Consider the following 17,016-nt stretch of genomic DNA (forward strand, 5'->3'; position numbering starts at 1 on the left):
CCGGAGGACGCAGGAGCGAACGATCTGTGAACGGAGCTGTGATGCAGGACGTCTCCACCCTGGTGGCCCAGGCCAGGGAAGGCCGGCCGCGGGCCGTGGCCCGGCTGATCTCCCTCGTGGAGGGGGCGTCCCCGCAGCTGCGGGAGGTCATGGCGGCGCTGGCGCCGCTCACGGGCAACGCCTACGTCGTCGGCCTGACCGGCTCGCCGGGCGTGGGCAAGTCGACGTCCACGTCCGCGCTCGTGACGGCCTACCGCAAGCAGGGGAAGCGGGTCGGCGTCCTGGCCGTCGACCCGTCCTCGCCCTTCTCCGGGGGCGCCCTGCTCGGCGACCGGGTCCGGATGTCGGACCACGCCTCCGACCCCGGCGTCTACATCCGGTCCATGGCGACCCGGGGCCATCTGGGTGGCCTCGCGTGGGCCGCCCCGCAGGCCATCCGCGTCCTGGACGCGGCCGGCTGCGACGTCATCCTGGTGGAGACCGTCGGCGTGGGCCAGTCGGAGGTGGAGATCGCCTCCCAGGCCGACACCTCCGTCGTGCTCCTCGCCCCCGGCATGGGCGACGGCATTCAGGCCGCGAAGGCGGGCATCCTGGAGATCGGAGACGTCTACGTCGTCAACAAGGCGGACCGCGACGGCGCCGACGCCACCGCCCGCGAGCTCAATCACATGCTCGGCCTCGGCGAGTCCCGCGGCCCCGGCGACTGGCGCCCGCCCATCGTCAAGACGGTCGCCGCCCGCGCCGAGGGCGTCGACGAGGTCGTGGAGGCCCTGGAGAAGCACCGGGCCTGGATGGAGGAGCGGGGCGTCCTGTCCGAGCGCCGGCGCGCCCGCGCCGCCCGCGAGGTCGAGACCATCGCCGTCACCGCGCTGCGCGAACGCATCGCCGACCTGCACGGCGACCGCCGCCTCGGCGCCCTCGCGGAGCGGATCACCGCCGGCGAACTGGACCCGTACCGCGCGGCCGACGAACTCGTGGCGGGCCTGACCCGCACCTGAGGGCTGTCCGCCCCCGCGCGGGCGCTGCTACCTTGATCCGCATGTTCCTCTCCTTGGCGTAGGCGCGCACCGGGCCGCGGTCCGAGCCCCCGGGCTCCCGCGGCTCCTCGGTGCCCCCTTCTCCCACGCCACCGCGAGGACTCGTCATGCCTGCCTCCTACGCGCACGTGCTGCGCCTGCCCCATGCCCGCACCACCTTCGCCGCCGCCCTGCTGGGCCGGCTGTCGTACGGGATCGTGCCCCTGTCCGTGATGCTCGCCGTGACCCGGGCCCGCGGGTCCTACACGGTGGCGGGCGCCGTGATGGCGCTGTTCTCCGGGACCAGCGTCTTCCTGTCGCCCGCCCGGGCCGCCCTGGTCGACCGGCACGGGCCGCGCCGGGCGCTCGTGCCGATGACCGCCGCCTACGCCGGGCTGCTCGGGCTGCTGGCGGCCGTCGTCTGGCGGCCGGGCGCCGCCTCGCCGCTGGTCCTGGGCGCCGTGGCCGCAGCCGCGGGCGCCTGCACCCCGCCGCTCGGCCCGGCCATGCGGGCCGTGTGGGGCAGGATCGCCGCCGACCCGGACCTGCTGCGGCGCGCCTACAGCCTGGACGCCGTCGCCGAGGAACTGCTGTTCGTATCGGGCCCGTTGCTGGTCGGCGTCGTCGTGGCCGTCGCCCCGCCGGCCGTGGGCATGTGGCCGGAGCGGTGCTGATCGCGGCCGGCGCGGCCGGCTTCGTGATGTCTCCGGCGGTGCGGTCGGTACGGCCCGGGCGCGCGGGGGCGACGGCGCACGACGGTGCCCGTGGCCGGGTCCTGAGGGCGATCCGGCGGCCCGTGACCGCCGCGCTGGGCGTCGGGCTCGCGCTCGGCGCCGCCGACCTGCTCGTCGTCGCGTTCGCCGAGGACCACGGCCCGGGCGGCGGTGGCGCCGCCTGGCCGCTGGCCGCCCTGTCCGCCGGGAGCGCCGTCGGCGGACTGCTCAACGGGGCGGTGTCCTGGCGCACGCCGGCGGGCGTACGGCTGCCGCTGCTGACGGCCGGGCTCGGCCTCGCCGTGCTCCTCGCGGGCCTGGCGACCGGCCTCGGCACGCTCACGGCAGTCATGGCGGCCGCCGGGTTCTTCGTGGCGCCCGCCCTCACCACGGCCTACCTCCTCGCGGACGAGGCGGCGCCCTCCGGGGCCCGGGTGCGGGCGGGCGCCTGGGTCAACACGGCGGTCAACGCGGGGAGTACGGCCGGCACGGCGGCCGCCGGGGTGCTGGCCGGGCTGCTCGCCACGGGCTGGTGTCTGGCAGCGACCGGCGCGGCGACGCTGCTCGTGGCGGCGACAGCGGTGAGGGGCGCCACCCCGCGGGGTGACGCCCCTCGACCCGTGGGGGACGGGGATCGTGTGACGACGACGCCCTGACGTCAGTCGTCGTCGCGGTCGTCGCGGTCGTCGCGGTCGTCGTCCCGGCCCGCGTCGTCGTGGTGCGGGGTCACCGCGCCGCTCTTCGGGTCGACGTTCCACTCGCCCTTCGAGGTCTCGGCCTTCCAGGCGGCCGGACCGTCGTCGTCCAGGTCGATCTCGACGACGGTGCCCTTGGCGGCCGCCGCCTCGGCGGCCTCACGGGCGTCCACGTCCGCACCCTTCAGCGCGGCGAGGTCCGCGCGGCCCTCGCGGCCGTCGTCGTCGCGCCGGTCGCCGAGGACCTTGCCGTCGCCCGCGGACACCCGCACGTCGTGCTCGGTGCCGTCGCCCTTGACGACGGTGACCTCCCAGACGCGCGAGCCGTCGTCGTCCAGCTCGGCGGAGACGGCCGTGCCCGGCGTCCGCTCCAGCGCCGCCGCGATCGCCTCGGCGGCGGTGACGCCGGTGCGGCCGGCCTGCGAGCGGGCCTCGTCGCGGTCGTCCCGGTCACGGTCGTCGTCCCGGCCGCCGTCGTCCTTCGGCGTGTCGTCGCGGTCGTCGGTGACCCGGACGTCCGGCTGCCGCGGCGACGCGCCGTCGTCGCCGCTGCCCGCGTAGGCCGCGACCGTGCCGCCGCCGATCAGGGCCGCGGCGGCGACGGTGGCGAGGACGAGGTTGCGCTTCATGGGGTTCCTCCCGTTTCCTGCCGAACATTCCGGCTCGTGCCTTTCGACGTGACCCAATGTGCCCGGCCGATGCTGAGAGGAAGCTGAAGGACCCTGAAGACGTCTTCAGGTGGGTTTTGCCAGGCTGTACGCATGCGCCTGCTGATCGTGGAGGACGAAAGACGCCTGGCCCGCTCCCTCGCCAGGGGCCTGACCGCCGAGGGCCACGCCGTGGACGTCGTCCACGACGGCCTCGAGGGGCTGCACCTGGCCGGCGAGGGGACGTACGACCTCGTGATCCTCGACATCATGCTGCCCGGCATGAACGGCTACCGCGTCTGCGCCGCCCTGCGCGCCGCCGGCCACGAGGTGCCCATCCTCATGCTCACCGCGAAGGACGGCGAGTACGACGAGGCAGAGGGCCTGGACACCGGCGCCGACGACTACCTCACCAAGCCGTTCTCCTACGTCGTCCTGGTCGCCCGGGTGAAGGCGCTGCTGCGGCGCGGCCGCCAGGGCGCGGGCGCCTCGCCCGTCCACGTCCTCGGCGACCTCAGGGTCGACACGGCCGCCCGCCGGGTCTTCCTCGGCGCCGACGAGGTGCCGCTGACGACGCGGGAGTTCTCGGTGCTGGAGACGCTCGTGACGCGGCCCGGCGAGGTGGTGTCCAAGCCGGAGATCCTGGACCACGTCTGGGACTTCGCCTACGACGGCGACCCGAACATCGTCGAGGTCTACGTCAGCGCGCTGCGGCGCAAGCTGCGGCCCGAGCTCATCCGGACCGTCCGGGGCGCCGGGTACCGGCTCGAGCGGCGGGAGACGACGCCGTGACGCGCCGCCTGTTCGGCTCCGTCCGGTCGCGGGCGACGCTCGCCGCCACACTCGTGGTCGCGGTGGCCCTGCTCGCCGCCGGGACGGCCGTCCTGCTGTCGCTGCGCTCCGACCTGACCGGGCAGGCGGAGACCGAGGCGGCGAGCGCGGCGCGGGCCGTCGCCGTCGAACTGTCCGACGGCCGGCCCTACGACAGGCTGACCGGCCTCGACGAGGACGACCGGCCCGTCCAGATCGTCGACGAACGCGGCAGGCTGGTCGCGGCGAGCGAGGACCTGGAGCGCGTCACCGGCACCGGTGTCGGCACCGTACGGCCCCGGCAGGACACGGACGGACGGGAGGGCGGGGACGCCGAGGACGACTCGGACGACGCGAACGGCTCCGGCGGCCCGGACGACGACGACCGCGCGCCCCGGAGCGGCGAGGTCGACTCCGGCACCGACCACAGCACCGGCACGGCGACCATCGACGGCACCACCGCGGACTACCGTTTCGCGTCCGTCGAGGTCGAGTTCGAGGACCGGGGGAAGTTCACCGTGTACGCCGGGGCCCCGCTCGCCGCGGAGCGCAGCGCCGTCGGCACCGCGACCTCCGCCATGCTGATCGGCTTCCCGCCTCTGCTCGCGGTCGTCGCGGGCGCCACCTGGCTGGTCACCCGGCGCGCCCTGAGCCCGGTCGAGGGCATCCGGCGGGAGATGGCGGCCATCACCGCCAGCGAGGACCTGGCCCGCCGCGTACCGGTCCCGGCCACCCACGACGAGGTGGCCCGGCTGGCCCTGACGACCAATGAGACGCTGGCCGCCCTGGAGAGCTCCGTGGAGCGTCAGCGCCGGTTCGTCGCCGACGCCTCGCACGAGCTGCGCAGCCCCATCGCCTCGCTGCGCACCCAGCTGGAGGTGGGCGCCGCGCACCCCGGCCTGCTCGACCTGGACGGAGCGGTGGCGGACACCGTACGGCTGCAGACGCTCGCCGCCGACCTGTTGCTGCTCGCCCGGCTGGACGCGGGGGAGCGGCCGGGGGACACGCGCTTCGACCTGGGCGCGGTGGCCCGCGAGCACGCCGAGGGGCGGGCCGGGGTCACGGTGACGGCGGACGCCGTGCCGGTGGCCGGGTCACGGGCGCAGGTGGGGCGGGTGCTCACCAACCTGCTGGACAACGCGCGGCGGCACGCCCGTTCGGCGGTCACCGTGAGCGTGCGGGCGCAGGGGGAGTGGGCGGTCGTGTCCGTCGCCGACGACGGGGACGGGGTGCCGGAGGCCGACCGGGAGCGGATCTTCGAACGGTTCGTCCGGCTGGACGAGGCGCGCAGCCGGGACGACGGAGGGGCCGGGCTCGGCCTGGCCATCGCCCGTGACGTCGCCGTACGGCACGGGGGCACGCTGACCGTGGGCCGGGCGCCCGCGGGCGGAGCTCTGTTCGAGCTCCGCCTGCCGCGGGATCGGTAGGCGCCGTCCGGGTCAGGGGCGCCCGCGCTGGCTGCGCAGGTGCTCGGCGATCGGCTTGAGGGCCTTGTCGAGCTCGGTCAGCGCCTCGGGGGAGAGCAGGTCGATGAAGTGCCTGCGCACGGACGCCACGTGATGCGGCGCGACCTTCTTCATCGTCTCCATGCCGTGCTCGGTGAGGACCGCGTAGAGCCCGCGCCGGTCGGACTCGCAGTTCTCGCGCCGGACCAGGTCCGCGTTCTCCATCCGGGTGATCTGGTGGGAGAGCCGGCTCTTGGACTGGAGGGTGGCCGACGCGAGGTCGCTCATCCGCATCCGTACGTCCTCCGCCTCGGACAGGTTCACCAGGATCTCGTAGTCGTTCATTGTCAGGCCGAACGGCTGGAGGTCCTTCTCGAGCTGGTACGTCAACAGCCTGTTGACCTCCAGGTGGGTGCGCCAGGCGCACTGCTCCGCATTGGTCAGCCAGGGGGTGGCCGTCTCGGTCTCCATGAATGAAGTCTACCTAAAATGTTGAAAGGCGAACTAGTGAGGGGTGTCGTGTGACGGTCACCCGTGTGCGCACACGTTCGATGTCACACTCCGCAGACTACCGCTCACAGCCCGAAGCGACGCTGGAGGTCTCCCAGCTGTCCGGGAAGGCGCGGTGTCCCACCCGCTGGTGAAGGGCCTGTGTGCGCCCCACCGGAACCGGGGACTCCGGCGTCCGGTGGCAGCACCCCCGTGGCCTGCTCCGCCATGAGGGTCTCGCTCGACTGGAGCAGCACCGTGCCGGCGCCGGCGAACTCGAACTGATGCTCCTCCCCGGAGGCCCCTCCGAGGCCCGTCAGTGCACGTAGACCGCCCATCACGCCGGTCATGTAGCCATGGTCGTAGTGGTGGCACGGCGACGGGCAGTCGGCCCAGCCGACCAGCGCCTGAGGGTCCACCCGGATCGGGGGTTCCATGAACACCACCGGCCCGTTAGATGCGGCGACGAACTTCCCGGTTCCGATGAGTGTGAGAAAACCCGGCACGATCGATTGCTTGAGGGCAAGAGTTGGCTGAAAAGCGAGCAGGTTGCCGGAGCGAATGGTCAGGTTGCCGTCGTCGAGGTCGTAGGAATTGACGTCGAAAGCCCGGTCGGCCAGCAGCATCTTGCCCGAGCCCTCCGCCACGACCCAGTCGCTCGCGTGCAGTGGCGAATGGAAGGACGTACGGACCAGGCGGTCCAGACGCCCGTGCCCGATGCCGTTGAACTCCATCGAGCCGTAGTAGGCGATCATCTTGCCCTTCTGCAGGAACCACTGGGTCCCCTTGAGCTCCACGCAGAAGGTGTACGCGTCGACGTTGTCGTCGCTGGGCAGCGTCATGGGGTCGTACACGGTGGGACCCGCGCCCGGGTGGTGGCTCACAGCTTCTCCTCCGACGCCTGCACGTACACCGCACCGCTGCCGCTGAGCTCCAGCTGGAACGCCTCGCCGGAGCCCCGGCCCACCATGTCCCGCCAGCCCAGCGCCGTCGACAGCTTGTTGCGTACGTCGCCGTGGTGGGCGACGTACGCCTGCGGGTCGACGTGGACCGGGCGCTGCGGGGTGATCGGGACCTCGAAGACCCCGCCGTGCGCCATGACCGCCACCGACCCGTGCCCCTTGAGGGTCGTGGTGAACAGGCCCTGCCCGCTGACCTGCCCGCGCACCATGCCCATCACCCCGCCCTGCGAGCCGAGGAACAGCGTGCCCTGCTGGAGGGTGCCCTCGAAGGCGAGCAGCCGGTCCGCCTCCACGCACAGGGTGTCCCCGGCGAGGTGGATCACCTGGATGTGGTGGCCGCCGTGCCCGAACAGCACCGTGCCGCTGCCCTCGACGGTCATCAGCGGAGTGTCCTCGTTCGCCACCCGGCGCCCGATCATCGACATGATGCCGCCCTGGCCGCCGGCCATGTTCGGGGTGAAGGACACGTCGCCCTGGTAGGCGAGCATCGCGCCGCGCTGACTGAACAGCCGCTGCCCCGGAACGACGGTCGCCTCGATCATCTTGGAGTTGATCTCCCGGAAGGCCATCTCAGACGCCCCCCGCGATCGTGTTGCGCTCACTCGGCTGCACGTACACCAGCCCGTCCCCCTCGAAGCGGATCTGGAAGGCCTCCCCGCCGCCCTCGCCCAGGAGCGTGCGGAACGTCACACCCGACTGGAAGGACTGCCGCAGGTTCCCCTGGTGCGCCACATAGGCACCCGGGTCGACGGTCAGCGGGTACTGCGCGCTGACCCGCAGCACCACGGCCGGACCGTCCGACATGATCGCCGCCTGCCCGTGCCCCTCGACCGTGGTCGTGAACAGCCCGTTGCCCTGGGAGGCGCCGCGCAGGCCCGTGAAGGACGTGCCGGTCCGCAGCGCCGCGTCCGTCGCGAGCAGGTTGCTCGACTCGACGTACAGCTTGTCGCCCTGGAGGCCGACCAGGTTGATCTCGGAGGCCCGGTCCGCGAACCAGCACGTCCCGTGCCCCTTCACCTCCATCACCGTCATCTGCTCACCGGTGAGGCGCCGGGTCACCATGCCCCGGATGCCCTCACCACCGCCGCTCATCTTCTTGAAGGCCATCTGCCCGTCGTACGCGACCATCGAGCCGTTCTTCGCCCTCACGGCGTCCCCGGTCATGTCGACGGCGAGCACCTTGCTGCCCTGAAGTCGGAACATCGCCACGCAGCGAAGGTAACCGCAGGCGCCCCCGGCGGACAGATACCTGCGACGGACTTCACCCCTGACGGGACCCTGGGCCGGACGTGTGCCCGGGCGGCCGCCGACCCCCGCGCCCCGGACGCCTCCAGGGTTTGCCACAATGGCCGAGGCGTTTGTGCTTGCGTTCACAAGCTGAGCCGGGCCGCTCGCCGTCTCTCCCGCCGACTCCACCCGAAGGTGACCCGTGGACCTCAAGACCGCCGGCGCGCTGCGCCGCCTTCGTCTCGTCTCGACCCCCGAGGCGGTGTCGTTCCTGATCCTGCTCGTCTGCTCGGTGCTGAAGCGGACCACGGACTTCAACGCGGTGCCCGTGATGGGCGCGGTCCACGGCATGCTGTTCGTGCTGTACCTGGTCTTCTGGGCGGACGCCTGGAACCGCGCCAAGTGGCCGCTGGGCACCGCCGCCCTCTACCTCGTGCTGTCCGTCCTGCCGACCGGCGGGTTCTTCGCCGACCGCCGGCTCAGGCGGGAGGCCGAGGACGCGGTGATCGCGTCCCGCGCCCGTCGGGAAGGGATCGTGAAAGCATGATCGTCGCGTTCTCCGTGACCCCGCTCGGTGTCGGCGAGGACGTGGGGGAGTACGTCGCCGACGCCGTCCGGGTGGTCCGCGAGTCCGGTCTGCCCCACCGCACCGACGCGATGTTCACCTCCGTCGAGGGCGAGAGCTGGGACGAGGTCATGGACGTCGTCAAGCGCGCCGTCGCGGCCGTCGAGGCGCGGGCGCCCCGCGTGTCGCTCGTGCTGAAGGCGGACATCCGGCCCGGCGTGACCGACGGACTCACCTCCAAGGTGGCGACCGTGGAGCGGCACCTGGCCGGGTGACCGGCGGCCGGTGAGCTCCGGCATCGCACAACCCCCCTGCCGGCAGGGGGACTTCGAGGCGCCCCCGGCCACGGGGGCGCCTCGCGGCGTTCCCGGACGCGGGCGGATCCCTCAGATGGCCCGCGCGGCTCGCGGTCCCCAGGGCCCTGACCCACGATGAAGGCTCAGGGCCGGGACCCGCGTTCGCGCTGGTGGACGAGGGTACGGCCGCCGCTTGCTCCCGCGAAGGAAGGGTCTGCCGGATGGCCACTTCGCCCTATACGTCGCAGTCGGCGTTCGACGGCTCCAGGATGCGCGTCCTCCTGTTCGTCGACCTCAAGGAAGGCGCGCAGCAGGAGTTCCTGGACGCCTACGAGCAGATGCGCGACCGCGTCGCGTCGATACCCGGTCACCTCGGTGACCAGCTCTGCCAGTCCGTGGAGAACCCCTCCCAGTGGATCATCACCAGTGAGTGGGCCACGGCTCCGCCCTACCTTGCCTGGGTCAACAGCGAGGACCACATCGAGACGGTCCGGCCGCTGCAGAACTGCGTCCGTGAGCTCCGCTCGACACGCTTCGGCGTCGTCCGCGAGACCGGCGGACGGCAGCGTCCCACCGGTGGGCTCCAGACGGCCCCGCGCACGGGCGACGGCGTGATCCGACACGCCCTCACCTTCACCGTCAAGCCCGGTTCCGAGTCCAAGGTCGCGGAGATCCTCGCCGGTTACACCCCGCCGGAGGCCCGCGTCGACGACACCACGCGGCTGCGCCGCACCACCCTCTTCATGCACGGCAACCGCGTCGTGCGCACCGTCGAGGTGGAGGGCGACCTGACCAGGGCGCTGCGCCACGTCTCCCGCCAGCCCGAGATCCGGGCCGTGGAAGAGGCGCTCAACCCGCATCTGGAGCAGCACCGGGACCTCACCGACCCCGAGTCGGCCCGCACCTTCTTCATCCGCGCCGCGATGCCGCCCGTCCACCACGTGGCGCGCGGCGGCCCGGAACCCGACGGCATCACCCGGCACGCCCTCTACCACCCGGCCCGCCCGGGCTGCGGACTGGCGCTCGCCGAACTGCTGGCACGTCAGGACGAGGCGGCCGCCGCCGACCCGGCGTCCCCCGTCCACCGCAGCACCATCTTCCAGCGCGAGGACATCGTCGTCCGCCTGGTCGACGTCCGGGGCGACCCCGAGACCGACCCGGTCAGGACGCTCGGCCTCCAGGGCCCGCGCAAGGCCGCCGTCCTCGCCCGCCTGCTCGACGGCGAGGCGCTCGGCGTGCCGGGACCGCTCACGGGCGAGCGCGGGGCCACCCGCCTCCTCGCCCACGCCGGCATGACGCTGATCACCGACCGCAGGGCCGCGCAGTCCTGACGGCGCGGGGACCGACACCTCACCGAACGACCTGGAGACAGACCATGGACAAGATGCGCCCGCGCGTCGTGGACCTCAACGAGATCGAGCCGAACCGCAAGCGCGGCGGCGACCTGCGGACCCTGCTCACCCCCGTCACGGTGGGCGCCACGAGCGGTTTCATGGGCCTGGCCATCATGCGGCCCGGCGAACGCATCAGCGAGCACTACCACCCGTACTCGGAGGAGTTCGTGTACGTCGTGGAGGGCCGGCTGGAGGTCGACCTGGACGGAGAAACGTTTTCCCTCCGGGCCGACCAGAGCCTCATGATCCCCATCGACATGCGGCACCGCTTCCGCAACGTCGGTGACGAGGAGGCCCGGATGGTCTTCCACCTCGGCCCGCTGGCCCCCAAGCCGAGCCTCGGTCACGTCGACACCGAGGCCCCGGAGATCAGCGACGACATCAAGCCCTACCCGCTCGTCCAGGAAGAGGGAGCGAGCCCCGCCCGGCCCGGGGTGTTGTCATGACCCGGCGTGTGGCGGTGACCGGCATAGGCGTGGTCGCCCCGGGCGGCATAGGCGTCCCCGCCTTCTGGGACCTGCTGTCCAGCGGCCGTACGGCGACCCGCGGGATCACCCTCTTCGACCCCGAGGGGCTGCGCTCCCGGATAGCCGCCGAGTGCGACTTCGACCCCGTCCAGCACGGTCTCGACCCCGCCATCGGCGAACGCGCCGACCGCTACATCCAGTTCGCTTTGGTCGCCGCCCACCAGGCCGTGACCGACAGCGGGGTCGACCTCGCCGCCGAGAACCCCTGGCGCGTGGCCGTGTCCCTCGGCAGCGCGGTCGGCGGCACCACCCGGCTGGAGCACGACTACGTGCTGGTCAGCGCGCACGGCGAGCGCTGGGACGTCGACCACCGGGCCGCCGGACCGGAGCTGCACCGGGCGTTCTCGCCCAGCACGCTCGCCGCCGACGTCGCCGAACGCTTCGGCGCCCAGGGGCCCGTGCAGACCGTGTCCACCGGCTGCACCTCCGGCCTCGACGCCGTCGGCTACGCCTTCCACACCATCGAGGAGGGCCGCGCCGACATCTGCCTCGCCGGGGCCTCGGACTCCCCGATCTCCCCGATCACCATGGCCTGCTTCGACGCCATCAAGGCCACCTCGCCGAACAACGACGACCCGGCCCACGCCTCACGGCCCTTCGACGCCCACCGCGACGGCTTCGTCATGGGCGAGGGCGCCGCCGTCCTCGTCCTGGAGGAACTGGAGCACGCCCGGGCCCGCGGAGCGCACGTCTACTGCGAGATAGGCGGCTACGCCACCTTCGGCAACGCCTACCACATGACCGGTCTGACCAGTGAGGGCCTGGAGATGGCCCGGGCCATCGACGAGGCGCTCGATCACGCGCGGGTGAACCCCACGGAGATCGACTACGTCAACGCGCACGGCTCCGGCACCCGCCAGAACGACCGGCACGAGACCGCCGCCGTCAAGAAGTCGCTGGGCTCGCACGCCTACGACACCCCCATGAGCTCCATCAAGTCCATGGTGGGCCACTCGCTCGGCGCGATCGGCGCGATCGAGGTCGTCGCCTGCGTCCTCGCGCTGGCCCGCCAGGTGGTGCCGCCGACGGCCAACTACGAGACCCCGGACCCCGAGTGCGACCTGGACTACGTCCCGCGCACCGCACGCCCCCGCCGGCTGGACAACGTCCTGTCCGTGGGCAGCGGCTTCGGCGGGTTCCAGTCCGCGGTGCTCCTGACGGGCCCCCAAGGGAGGAGACGACGATGAGTGGTCGAACCGCCCGGCAGACGGCCGTCACGGGCATCGGAGTGGTGGCGCCCAACGGGCTGCACGCGGAGACGTACTGGAAGAACGTCAAGGACGGCGCCAGCGTCCTCGACCGGGTCACCCGGGAGGGCTGCGAGCACCTGCCGCTGCGCGTCGCCGGCGAGGTCCGCGGCTTCGACGCCTCCGCGCTGATCGAGGAGACCTTCCTCGTCCAGACCGACAAGTTCACCCACTTCGCGCTCGCGGCCGCCGACGCCGCCCTCCAGGACGCCGGCCTGAGCCAGGCCGCCTGGGCCGAGACGCCGTACTCCGTCGGAGTCGTCACCGCCGCCGGATCCGGCGGCGGCGAGTTCGGCCAGCGCGAACTGCAGAAACTGTGGGGCAAGGGCTCCCGGTTCGTCGGGCCCTACCAGTCCATCGCCTGGTTCTACGCGGCCAGCACCGGCCAGATATCCATCCGCAAGGGCTTCAAGGGCCCCTGCTCGGTGGTGGCCGGCGACGAGGCGGGCGGCCTCGACGCCGTCGCGCACGCCGCCCGGGCCGTGCACCGCGGCACGGACGTCGTCGTGGTCGGGGCGGCCGAGGCACCCCTCGCGCCCTACTCGGGCGTCTGCCAGCTCGGCTACCCCGAGCTCAGCACCGAGGCCGACCCCACCCGCGCCTACCGCCCGTTCACCTCGGCGGCCTGCGGATTCGTGCCCGCCGAGGGCGGTGCCGTGCTGGTCGTGGAGAACCAGGACCGGGCGCGGCGCCGGGACGCGGACGTCCGGGCCACCGTCGCCGGGCACGCCGCGACCTTCACCGGCTCCTCGCGCTGGGAACGCTCCCGGGAAGGGCTCGCGCAGGCCATCCGCGGCGCCCTCGACGAGGCCGGCTGCGCACCGGAGGAGATCGACGTGGTCTTCGCCGACGCGCTGGGCGTCCCGGAGGCCGACCGGGCCGAGGCGCTCGCCCTCGCCGACGCCCTCGGCACGCACGGCACCCGCGTGCCGGTCACCGCCCCCAAGACCGGCATCGGGCGCTCCTACTGCGGCGCCCCCCTGCTCGACGTCGTGGCCGCGGTGCAGGCCATGGAGCACGGGCTGATCCCGCCGACGCCGGGCGTCTTCGACGTCTGCCACGACATCGACCTCGTGACGTCCTCGGCCCGCCCGGCCGACCTGCGCACCGCCCTCGTCCTCAGCCGGGGACTCATGGGCTCCAACGCGGCGCTCGTCCTGCGCCGGGGCGACGCGTCCGCCGTATAGACCGACAAGGAGAACGTCTATGACCACGCAAGTGACCCAGGTGACCTTCAAGGAACTGGCGACGCTGATGAAGCAGGCCGCCGGTGTGACCGTCGACGCGCACGAGCTGGAGGGCCGGGCGGACACCCCGTTCGCCGAGTTCGGGCTGGACTCGCTCGGCCTGCTCGGCATCGTGGGCGAGCTGGAGAACCGCCACGGCCGGGCGCTGCCCACCGACGCCGAGCGCTGCAAGAGCCCGCGCGCCTTCCTCGACCTGGTCAACGGCTCGCTGGCGACGGGAGCCTGACATGGCCGGACACACCGAGAACGAGATCATGATCGCCGCTCCCGTCGACCTCGTCTGGAACATGACGAACGACCTGGAGCGCTGGCCCGAGCTGTTCAGCGAGTACGCCTCCTGCGAGGTGCTGTCCCGCGAGGGCGACACGGTGAGGTTCCGCCTCACCATGCACCCCGACGAGAACGGCAAGGTCTGGAGCTGGGTCTCCGAGCGCGTCGCCGACCGCGAGAAGCTCGTCGTGCGCGCCCGCCGGATCGAGACCGGTCCCTTCGCCTACATGAACATCGTGTGGGAGTACGAGGAGACCCCGGACGGCACCCGGATGCACTGGACGCAGGACTTCGAGATGAAGCCCGACGCCCCCGTGGACGACGCCGGGATGACGGAGATCATCAACCGCAACTCGCCCATCCAGATGGCCCTCATCCGCGACCGTGTGGAGGCGGCATGCACCACGCGCTGATCGTCGCCCGCATGGAGCCGGGCGCGGCCAAGGACATCGCCGGCGTCTTCGCCGACTCCGACCGCGGTGAACTGCCCCATCTGGTGGGCGTCACCCAGCGCTCGCTGTTCCAGTTCGGCGACGTCTACATGCACTTCATCGAGGCCGAGCAGGACCCGGGCCCCGCCATCGCGAAGGTGACCGGGCACCCCGAGTTCGTCGACATCAGCCGTCGGCTCGAGGCGTTCGTCAGCCCCTACGACCCGCAGACCTGGCGGAGCCCGAAGGACGCCATGGCCCGCTGCTTCTACCAGTGGCGCAAGGACTGACGGCCCCCACGACGAAGGCCGCCGCCCGCACCCCCTCGAGTGCGGGCGGCGGCCTTTCACATCCGCCGTGGGTCCGGCTGCGTCCGGCTACCGGCTACGACCGGTCGAGCGCCGGCATCAGGCGCAGCGCGTTGTCCCGGTTGATGCGCTGGAGCTGCTCCCCGGACAGGAACGGGTCGCTGTCCAGGGCCGGGGTCACCCGGTCGGCGATGACGTGCGCGGGCGTGGGCGGCCAGTCGGTGCCGAAGAGGATGCGGTCCGGGTCGACGGTGGCCATCAGCGTCGGCGTCGCCGACGGCGACATCGGGCCGGCCGTGTCGAAGTAGAAGCGGTGCAGGTAGTCGCGGACCCGCTCGGGCTCGATGCCCGGTTCCACGGAACCGCCGAACAGCTCCAGCCGGGTGGCCATGTACGGGAGGAAGCCACCGCCGTGCGGCAGGATGAAGCTCAGGTTCGGGTAGCGGTCCAGCGTGCCGTTGCGGATGAGGTTCACGGCCGCGCGGGTCGTGTCCATCAGGAAGTCGCACACGAAGGGCGGCATCCCGGGCAGCCCACCGTTGCCGTCCTTGCCGGCCGGCACCTCCATGGGGTGCGTGCTGACGACCGCGGACCGCTCGTCCAGCTCCCGCAGCAGCCGGTCGTGCGCCGGGTCGCCGAGGAAGACCCCGCCCATGCTGGTCCGGGTGCTCACCCCGACCGCCCCGAGCTCGTCGAGGCCGTGCCGCACGCTCCAGGAGGACAGCTCCAGGTCGTCCAGGAAGACCGGGGTGAAGAAGGCGAAGCGCTTCGGGTCGGCCTCGACGACGTCGGCCGCCGCGCGCAGCGCGACCCGGGCGCTCTCCTGCCGTTCGGCACGCTCCTGGAACCGGCCGAGCATGGCCACGGTCATCACCGCGGTGCCGATGCCCGTCTTGTCCATGATCTCCAGAGCCGCGTCGCGGTCCCAGCGGGTCCACCAGGGCAGTCTCTCCCGGTCGACGACGCCGCGTTGCTCCGCCCAGTCCAGCCAGGCCGGGGCGGTGAAGTGGTGGTGGACGTCGATGCGTCCGGCGAGAGGGGGCATGGCTCGTCCTCGGTCCTCGTTGGGTCGGTACAGCGCGGGAAAGCGCGGATCAGTCGCGGCAGAGGATGCTCTGCAGCACGTTCGTCAGCACCCGGTCGGCGTCCGGCGTCGGCGCGTCGGCCCGCCAGGCGACGAAGCCGTCGGGCCGCACCAGCACCGCGCCGTCCTCGGCCGTGCCGTGCAGTTCGGCCCAGTCGACGCCCACCTCCGGGGCCAGGTCGTGGTCGGGTCCGGTGCCCACGAGGTACGCCTCGACGGGCACGCCCAGGTTCGCCGACGCCTTCCCCACGGCGGTCCGCCACTTCTGCCCGCCCGACCCGGCGAGCAGCACGAAGGAGCGCTCGTACAGGTCCAGGCTGGAGATCCGGGCGCCGTCGCGGGTGACCCACAGGTGGGGCGCGCGGCTTCCCGGTTCACCGCCGAGCTCGAAGGTGTCGGGCACGACCGGGCGCTGCGCGGGGGCGTCCACGACGGCCCGGGAGGCGTAGCGGTAGCACAGGGCGACGGTCATCAGGTCCGACGGGTCGTCGTTGCGTCCCGTGGCGGGGCTGAAGCCGGGGTGCTGCTCGTCGGCGGCCTGGACGCAGGCGCGGGTGCCGGTGGCCAGGGCGACCGGGCGCCGTTCGAGCTCGTAGGTGTCCAGCAGCGCCGGTCCCGCCCAGCCGCGCAGCACGGCCGCCAGCTTCCAGGCGAGGTTGTGGGCGTCCTGGATCCCGGTGTTGGAGCCGAACGCCCCGGTGGGCGGCATCTCGTGGGCGGAGTCGCCGGCGAGGAAGACACGTCCCTGGCCGTAGGCGTCCGCGACCCGCTTCGAGGCGTGCCAGGGCGCCCGGCCGGTGATCTCGACGTCGATGTCCGTGACGCCGACCGCGGCGCGGATGTGCGCGGCGAGCCGCTCGTCGGTGAAGTCCTCGAGGGTCTCGCCCTGTGCCGGATACCAGGGGACGTGGATGACCCAGCGTTCCTCGTTGTCGACCGGGAGCAGCGCGCCCTCGCCGTCGGGGGTGGTGACGTAGCAGACGACGAATCGTTTCTCGCCGACGTGGTCCTTCAGCTTCCGGCTGCGGAAGGTGACGCTGACGTTGTGGAACAGCTCGCCCGGCCCGGACTGGCCGATCCGCAGGCGGGTGCGCACCGGGCTGCGCGGGCCGTCGGCCGCCACCAGGTAGTCGGCGTGCACCACCCGGGTCGTGCCGGACGCCCGGTCCAGGATCTCGGCCCGTACCCCGTCCCCGTCCTGGGTGAAGGAGAGCACCTCGGAGCCGAAGCGGATGTCGGCGCCCAACTCCCGCGCGTACTCCAGGAGAACGGGCTCCAGGTCGTTCTGGCTGCACAGGCACCAGTCCGACGAGCTCACCCGGGAGATGTCCATGCCGCCGGAGATGTCCCCGATGATCCAGCGGCGGCGGGACCCGGTGAGGGTGTCCACCTGGAGGATCCCGTCGTTGCCGGACAGCACGCGCGCCGCCTCGCGGATCCGCTGTTCCACGCCGGCGGTCCGGTAGATCTCCATCGTGCGCACGTTGTTGCCGCGGCCCCGCGGGTGCGTGGACGTCCCGGCATGCCGTTCCACGACGAGGTGCTGAATTCCGAGGCGTCCCAGGAAGACCGAAGTGGAAAGGCCCACCAGGGAACCGCCGACGACGAGAACTGGTACAGATTCCGCTTCGTGTCCGCTCACG

19 protein-coding genes and 1 pseudogene are annotated in these 17,016 nt (G+C 72.7%); 13 read left to right on the forward strand and 7 right to left on the reverse strand.

From position 1 onward, the window contains the following. Positions 1-41: 41 nt before the first annotated feature. Both meaB and ABZ899_RS28120 read left to right on the forward strand, forming a co-directional pair. Positions 42-998 carry a methylmalonyl Co-A mutase-associated GTPase MeaB gene (meaB, locus tag ABZ899_RS28115; RefSeq protein ID WP_361351220.1) on the forward strand — a complete coding sequence of 319 codons (957 nt, stop codon included), beginning with the start codon at positions 42-44 and terminating at the stop codon, positions 996-998. Between the two features lie 146 nt (positions 999-1,144). Beyond that, positions 1,145-2,385 (forward strand): annotated as a pseudogene (locus ABZ899_RS28120) (MFS transporter). Between the two features lie 2 nt (positions 2,386-2,387). Here ABZ899_RS28120 and ABZ899_RS28125 read toward each other — a convergent pair. Next, positions 2,388-3,053 carry a PepSY domain-containing protein gene (locus ABZ899_RS28125; protein WP_361351136.1) on the reverse strand — a complete coding sequence of 222 codons (666 nt, stop codon included), beginning with the start codon at positions 3,051-3,053 and terminating at the stop codon, positions 2,388-2,390. A gap of 132 nt (positions 3,054-3,185) precedes the next feature. Between ABZ899_RS28125 and ABZ899_RS28130 the strand changes: the two genes are divergently transcribed. Beyond that, positions 3,186-3,863, forward strand: coding sequence for a response regulator transcription factor (locus ABZ899_RS28130; RefSeq protein ID WP_361351138.1), 678 nt, complete (start codon positions 3,186-3,188; stop codon positions 3,861-3,863). Next, a complete protein-coding gene (locus ABZ899_RS28135) occupies positions 3,860-5,308 on the forward strand; it encodes a HAMP domain-containing sensor histidine kinase (protein ID WP_361351140.1) in 1,449 nt (482 codons plus the stop codon). Before ABZ899_RS28130 ends, ABZ899_RS28135 begins: the two co-directional genes overlap by 4 nt. Positions 5,309-5,320: 12 nt before the next feature. Here the strand turns inward: ABZ899_RS28135 and ABZ899_RS28140 are convergent, their stop codons facing one another. The 4 genes from ABZ899_RS28140 to ABZ899_RS28155 form a co-directional block, all read right to left on the reverse strand. Beyond that, on the reverse strand, positions 5,321-5,797 hold the full coding sequence (locus ABZ899_RS28140) for a MarR family transcriptional regulator (RefSeq protein ID WP_361351142.1): 477 nt from the start codon (positions 5,795-5,797) through the stop codon (positions 5,321-5,323). Between the two features lie 104 nt (positions 5,798-5,901). Then, positions 5,902-6,699 carry an AIM24 family protein gene (locus ABZ899_RS28145; protein WP_361351143.1) on the reverse strand — a complete coding sequence of 266 codons (798 nt, stop codon included), beginning with the start codon at positions 6,697-6,699 and terminating at the stop codon, positions 5,902-5,904. Beyond that, on the reverse strand, positions 6,696-7,346 hold the full coding sequence (locus ABZ899_RS28150) for an AIM24 family protein (protein ID WP_361351145.1): 651 nt from the start codon (positions 7,344-7,346) through the stop codon (positions 6,696-6,698). The genes ABZ899_RS28145 and ABZ899_RS28150 overlap by 4 nt, the downstream gene beginning before the upstream one ends. Position 7,347: 1 nt before the next feature. Beyond that, positions 7,348-7,980, reverse strand: a complete 633-nt coding sequence (locus ABZ899_RS28155) for an AIM24 family protein (RefSeq protein WP_361351222.1) — start codon at positions 7,978-7,980, stop codon at positions 7,348-7,350. Between the two features lie 226 nt (positions 7,981-8,206). On the opposite strand from ABZ899_RS28155, the gene ABZ899_RS28160 reads away from it, so the two are divergent. From ABZ899_RS28160 to ABZ899_RS28200, 9 genes are all read left to right on the forward strand, one after another. Next, positions 8,207-8,551 (forward strand): DUF3817 domain-containing protein, encoded by a 345-nt coding sequence (locus ABZ899_RS28160; RefSeq protein ID WP_361351147.1) that lies wholly within the window; start codon positions 8,207-8,209, stop codon positions 8,549-8,551. Next, positions 8,548-8,844: an MTH1187 family thiamine-binding protein gene (locus ABZ899_RS28165; protein ID WP_361351148.1), complete on the forward strand. Its 297-nt coding sequence runs from the start codon at positions 8,548-8,550 to the stop codon at positions 8,842-8,844. The genes ABZ899_RS28160 and ABZ899_RS28165 overlap by 4 nt, the downstream gene beginning before the upstream one ends. A 242-nt stretch (positions 8,845-9,086) precedes the next feature. Beyond that, positions 9,087-10,196, forward strand: a complete 1,110-nt coding sequence (locus ABZ899_RS28170) for a SchA/CurD-like domain-containing protein (protein ID WP_361351150.1) — start codon at positions 9,087-9,089, stop codon at positions 10,194-10,196. Positions 10,197-10,240: 44 nt separating this feature from the next. Beyond that, positions 10,241-10,705, forward strand: a complete 465-nt coding sequence (locus ABZ899_RS28175) for a cupin domain-containing protein (protein ID WP_361351152.1) — start codon at positions 10,241-10,243, stop codon at positions 10,703-10,705. After that, positions 10,702-11,973, forward strand: a complete 1,272-nt coding sequence (locus ABZ899_RS28180; RefSeq protein ID WP_361351153.1) for a beta-ketoacyl-[acyl-carrier-protein] synthase family protein — start codon at positions 10,702-10,704, stop codon at positions 11,971-11,973. The genes ABZ899_RS28175 and ABZ899_RS28180 overlap by 4 nt, the downstream gene beginning before the upstream one ends. Beyond that, a complete protein-coding gene (locus tag ABZ899_RS28185) occupies positions 11,970-13,220 on the forward strand; it encodes a beta-ketoacyl synthase N-terminal-like domain-containing protein (protein WP_361351155.1) in 1,251 nt (416 codons plus the stop codon). Before ABZ899_RS28180 ends, ABZ899_RS28185 begins: the two co-directional genes overlap by 4 nt. Positions 13,221-13,239: 19 nt before the next feature. After that, entirely contained in the window at positions 13,240-13,506 is a 267-nt protein-coding gene (locus tag ABZ899_RS28190; RefSeq protein ID WP_361351157.1) for an acyl carrier protein, read from the forward strand. A 1-nt stretch (position 13,507) separates the two neighbouring features. Continuing rightward, positions 13,508-13,963 (forward strand): SRPBCC family protein, encoded by a 456-nt coding sequence (locus ABZ899_RS28195; protein WP_361351159.1) that lies wholly within the window; start codon positions 13,508-13,510, stop codon positions 13,961-13,963. After that, positions 13,948-14,271, forward strand: coding sequence for a TcmI family type II polyketide cyclase (locus tag ABZ899_RS28200; protein WP_361351160.1), 324 nt, complete (start codon positions 13,948-13,950; stop codon positions 14,269-14,271). Before ABZ899_RS28195 ends, ABZ899_RS28200 begins: the two co-directional genes overlap by 16 nt. Positions 14,272-14,365: 94 nt before the next feature. On the opposite strand, the gene ABZ899_RS28205 is transcribed toward ABZ899_RS28200, so the two are convergent. After that, positions 14,366-15,334, reverse strand: a complete 969-nt coding sequence (locus ABZ899_RS28205; RefSeq protein ID WP_361351161.1) for an amidohydrolase family protein — start codon at positions 15,332-15,334, stop codon at positions 14,366-14,368. 49 nt (positions 15,335-15,383) lie between these two features. After that, the gene (locus ABZ899_RS28210) at positions 15,384-17,015 is read right to left on the reverse strand and encodes an FAD-dependent monooxygenase (RefSeq protein WP_361351163.1); all 1,632 of its coding nucleotides are present in this window, start codon (positions 17,013-17,015) and stop codon (positions 15,384-15,386) included. Between the last annotated feature and the right edge of the window lies 1 nt (position 17,016).

The sequence above is a fragment of the Streptomyces sp. NPDC046859 genome (assembly GCF_040645135.1).
Lineage (GTDB): Bacteria > Actinomycetota > Actinomycetes > Streptomycetales > Streptomycetaceae > Streptomyces.

Excerpts from the sequence above, each read along its gene's own strand:
- meaB (WP_361351220.1), top strand. The coding sequence starts at position 42 with ATGCAGGACGTCTCCACCCTGGTGGCCCAGGCCAGGGAAGGCCGGCCG.
- ABZ899_RS28205 (WP_361351161.1), bottom strand. The coding sequence starts at position 15,334 with ATGCCCCCTCTCGCCGGACGCATCGACGTCCACCACCACTTCACCGCC.
- ABZ899_RS28190 (WP_361351157.1), top strand. The coding sequence starts at position 13,240 with ATGACCACGCAAGTGACCCAGGTGACCTTCAAGGAACTGGCGACGCTG.
- ABZ899_RS28170 (WP_361351150.1), top strand. The coding sequence starts at position 9,087 with ATGGCCACTTCGCCCTATACGTCGCAGTCGGCGTTCGACGGCTCCAGG.
- ABZ899_RS28140 (WP_361351142.1), bottom strand. The coding sequence starts at position 5,797 with ATGGAGACCGAGACGGCCACCCCCTGGCTGACCAATGCGGAGCAGTGC.
- ABZ899_RS28185 (WP_361351155.1), top strand. The coding sequence starts at position 11,970 with ATGAGTGGTCGAACCGCCCGGCAGACGGCCGTCACGGGCATCGGAGTG.
- ABZ899_RS28165 (WP_361351148.1), top strand. The coding sequence starts at position 8,548 with ATGATCGTCGCGTTCTCCGTGACCCCGCTCGGTGTCGGCGAGGACGTG.
- ABZ899_RS28150 (WP_361351145.1), bottom strand. The coding sequence starts at position 7,346 with ATGGCCTTCCGGGAGATCAACTCCAAGATGATCGAGGCGACCGTCGTT.
- ABZ899_RS28130 (WP_361351138.1), top strand. The coding sequence starts at position 3,186 with ATGCGCCTGCTGATCGTGGAGGACGAAAGACGCCTGGCCCGCTCCCTC.
- ABZ899_RS28195 (WP_361351159.1), top strand. The coding sequence starts at position 13,508 with ATGGCCGGACACACCGAGAACGAGATCATGATCGCCGCTCCCGTCGAC.
- ABZ899_RS28125 (WP_361351136.1), bottom strand. The coding sequence starts at position 3,053 with ATGAAGCGCAACCTCGTCCTCGCCACCGTCGCCGCCGCGGCCCTGATC.
- ABZ899_RS28155 (WP_361351222.1), bottom strand. The coding sequence starts at position 7,980 with ATGTTCCGACTTCAGGGCAGCAAGGTGCTCGCCGTCGACATGACCGGG.
- ABZ899_RS28200 (WP_361351160.1), top strand. The coding sequence starts at position 13,948 with ATGCACCACGCGCTGATCGTCGCCCGCATGGAGCCGGGCGCGGCCAAG.
- ABZ899_RS28175 (WP_361351152.1), top strand. The coding sequence starts at position 10,241 with ATGGACAAGATGCGCCCGCGCGTCGTGGACCTCAACGAGATCGAGCCG.
- ABZ899_RS28180 (WP_361351153.1), top strand. The coding sequence starts at position 10,702 with ATGACCCGGCGTGTGGCGGTGACCGGCATAGGCGTGGTCGCCCCGGGC.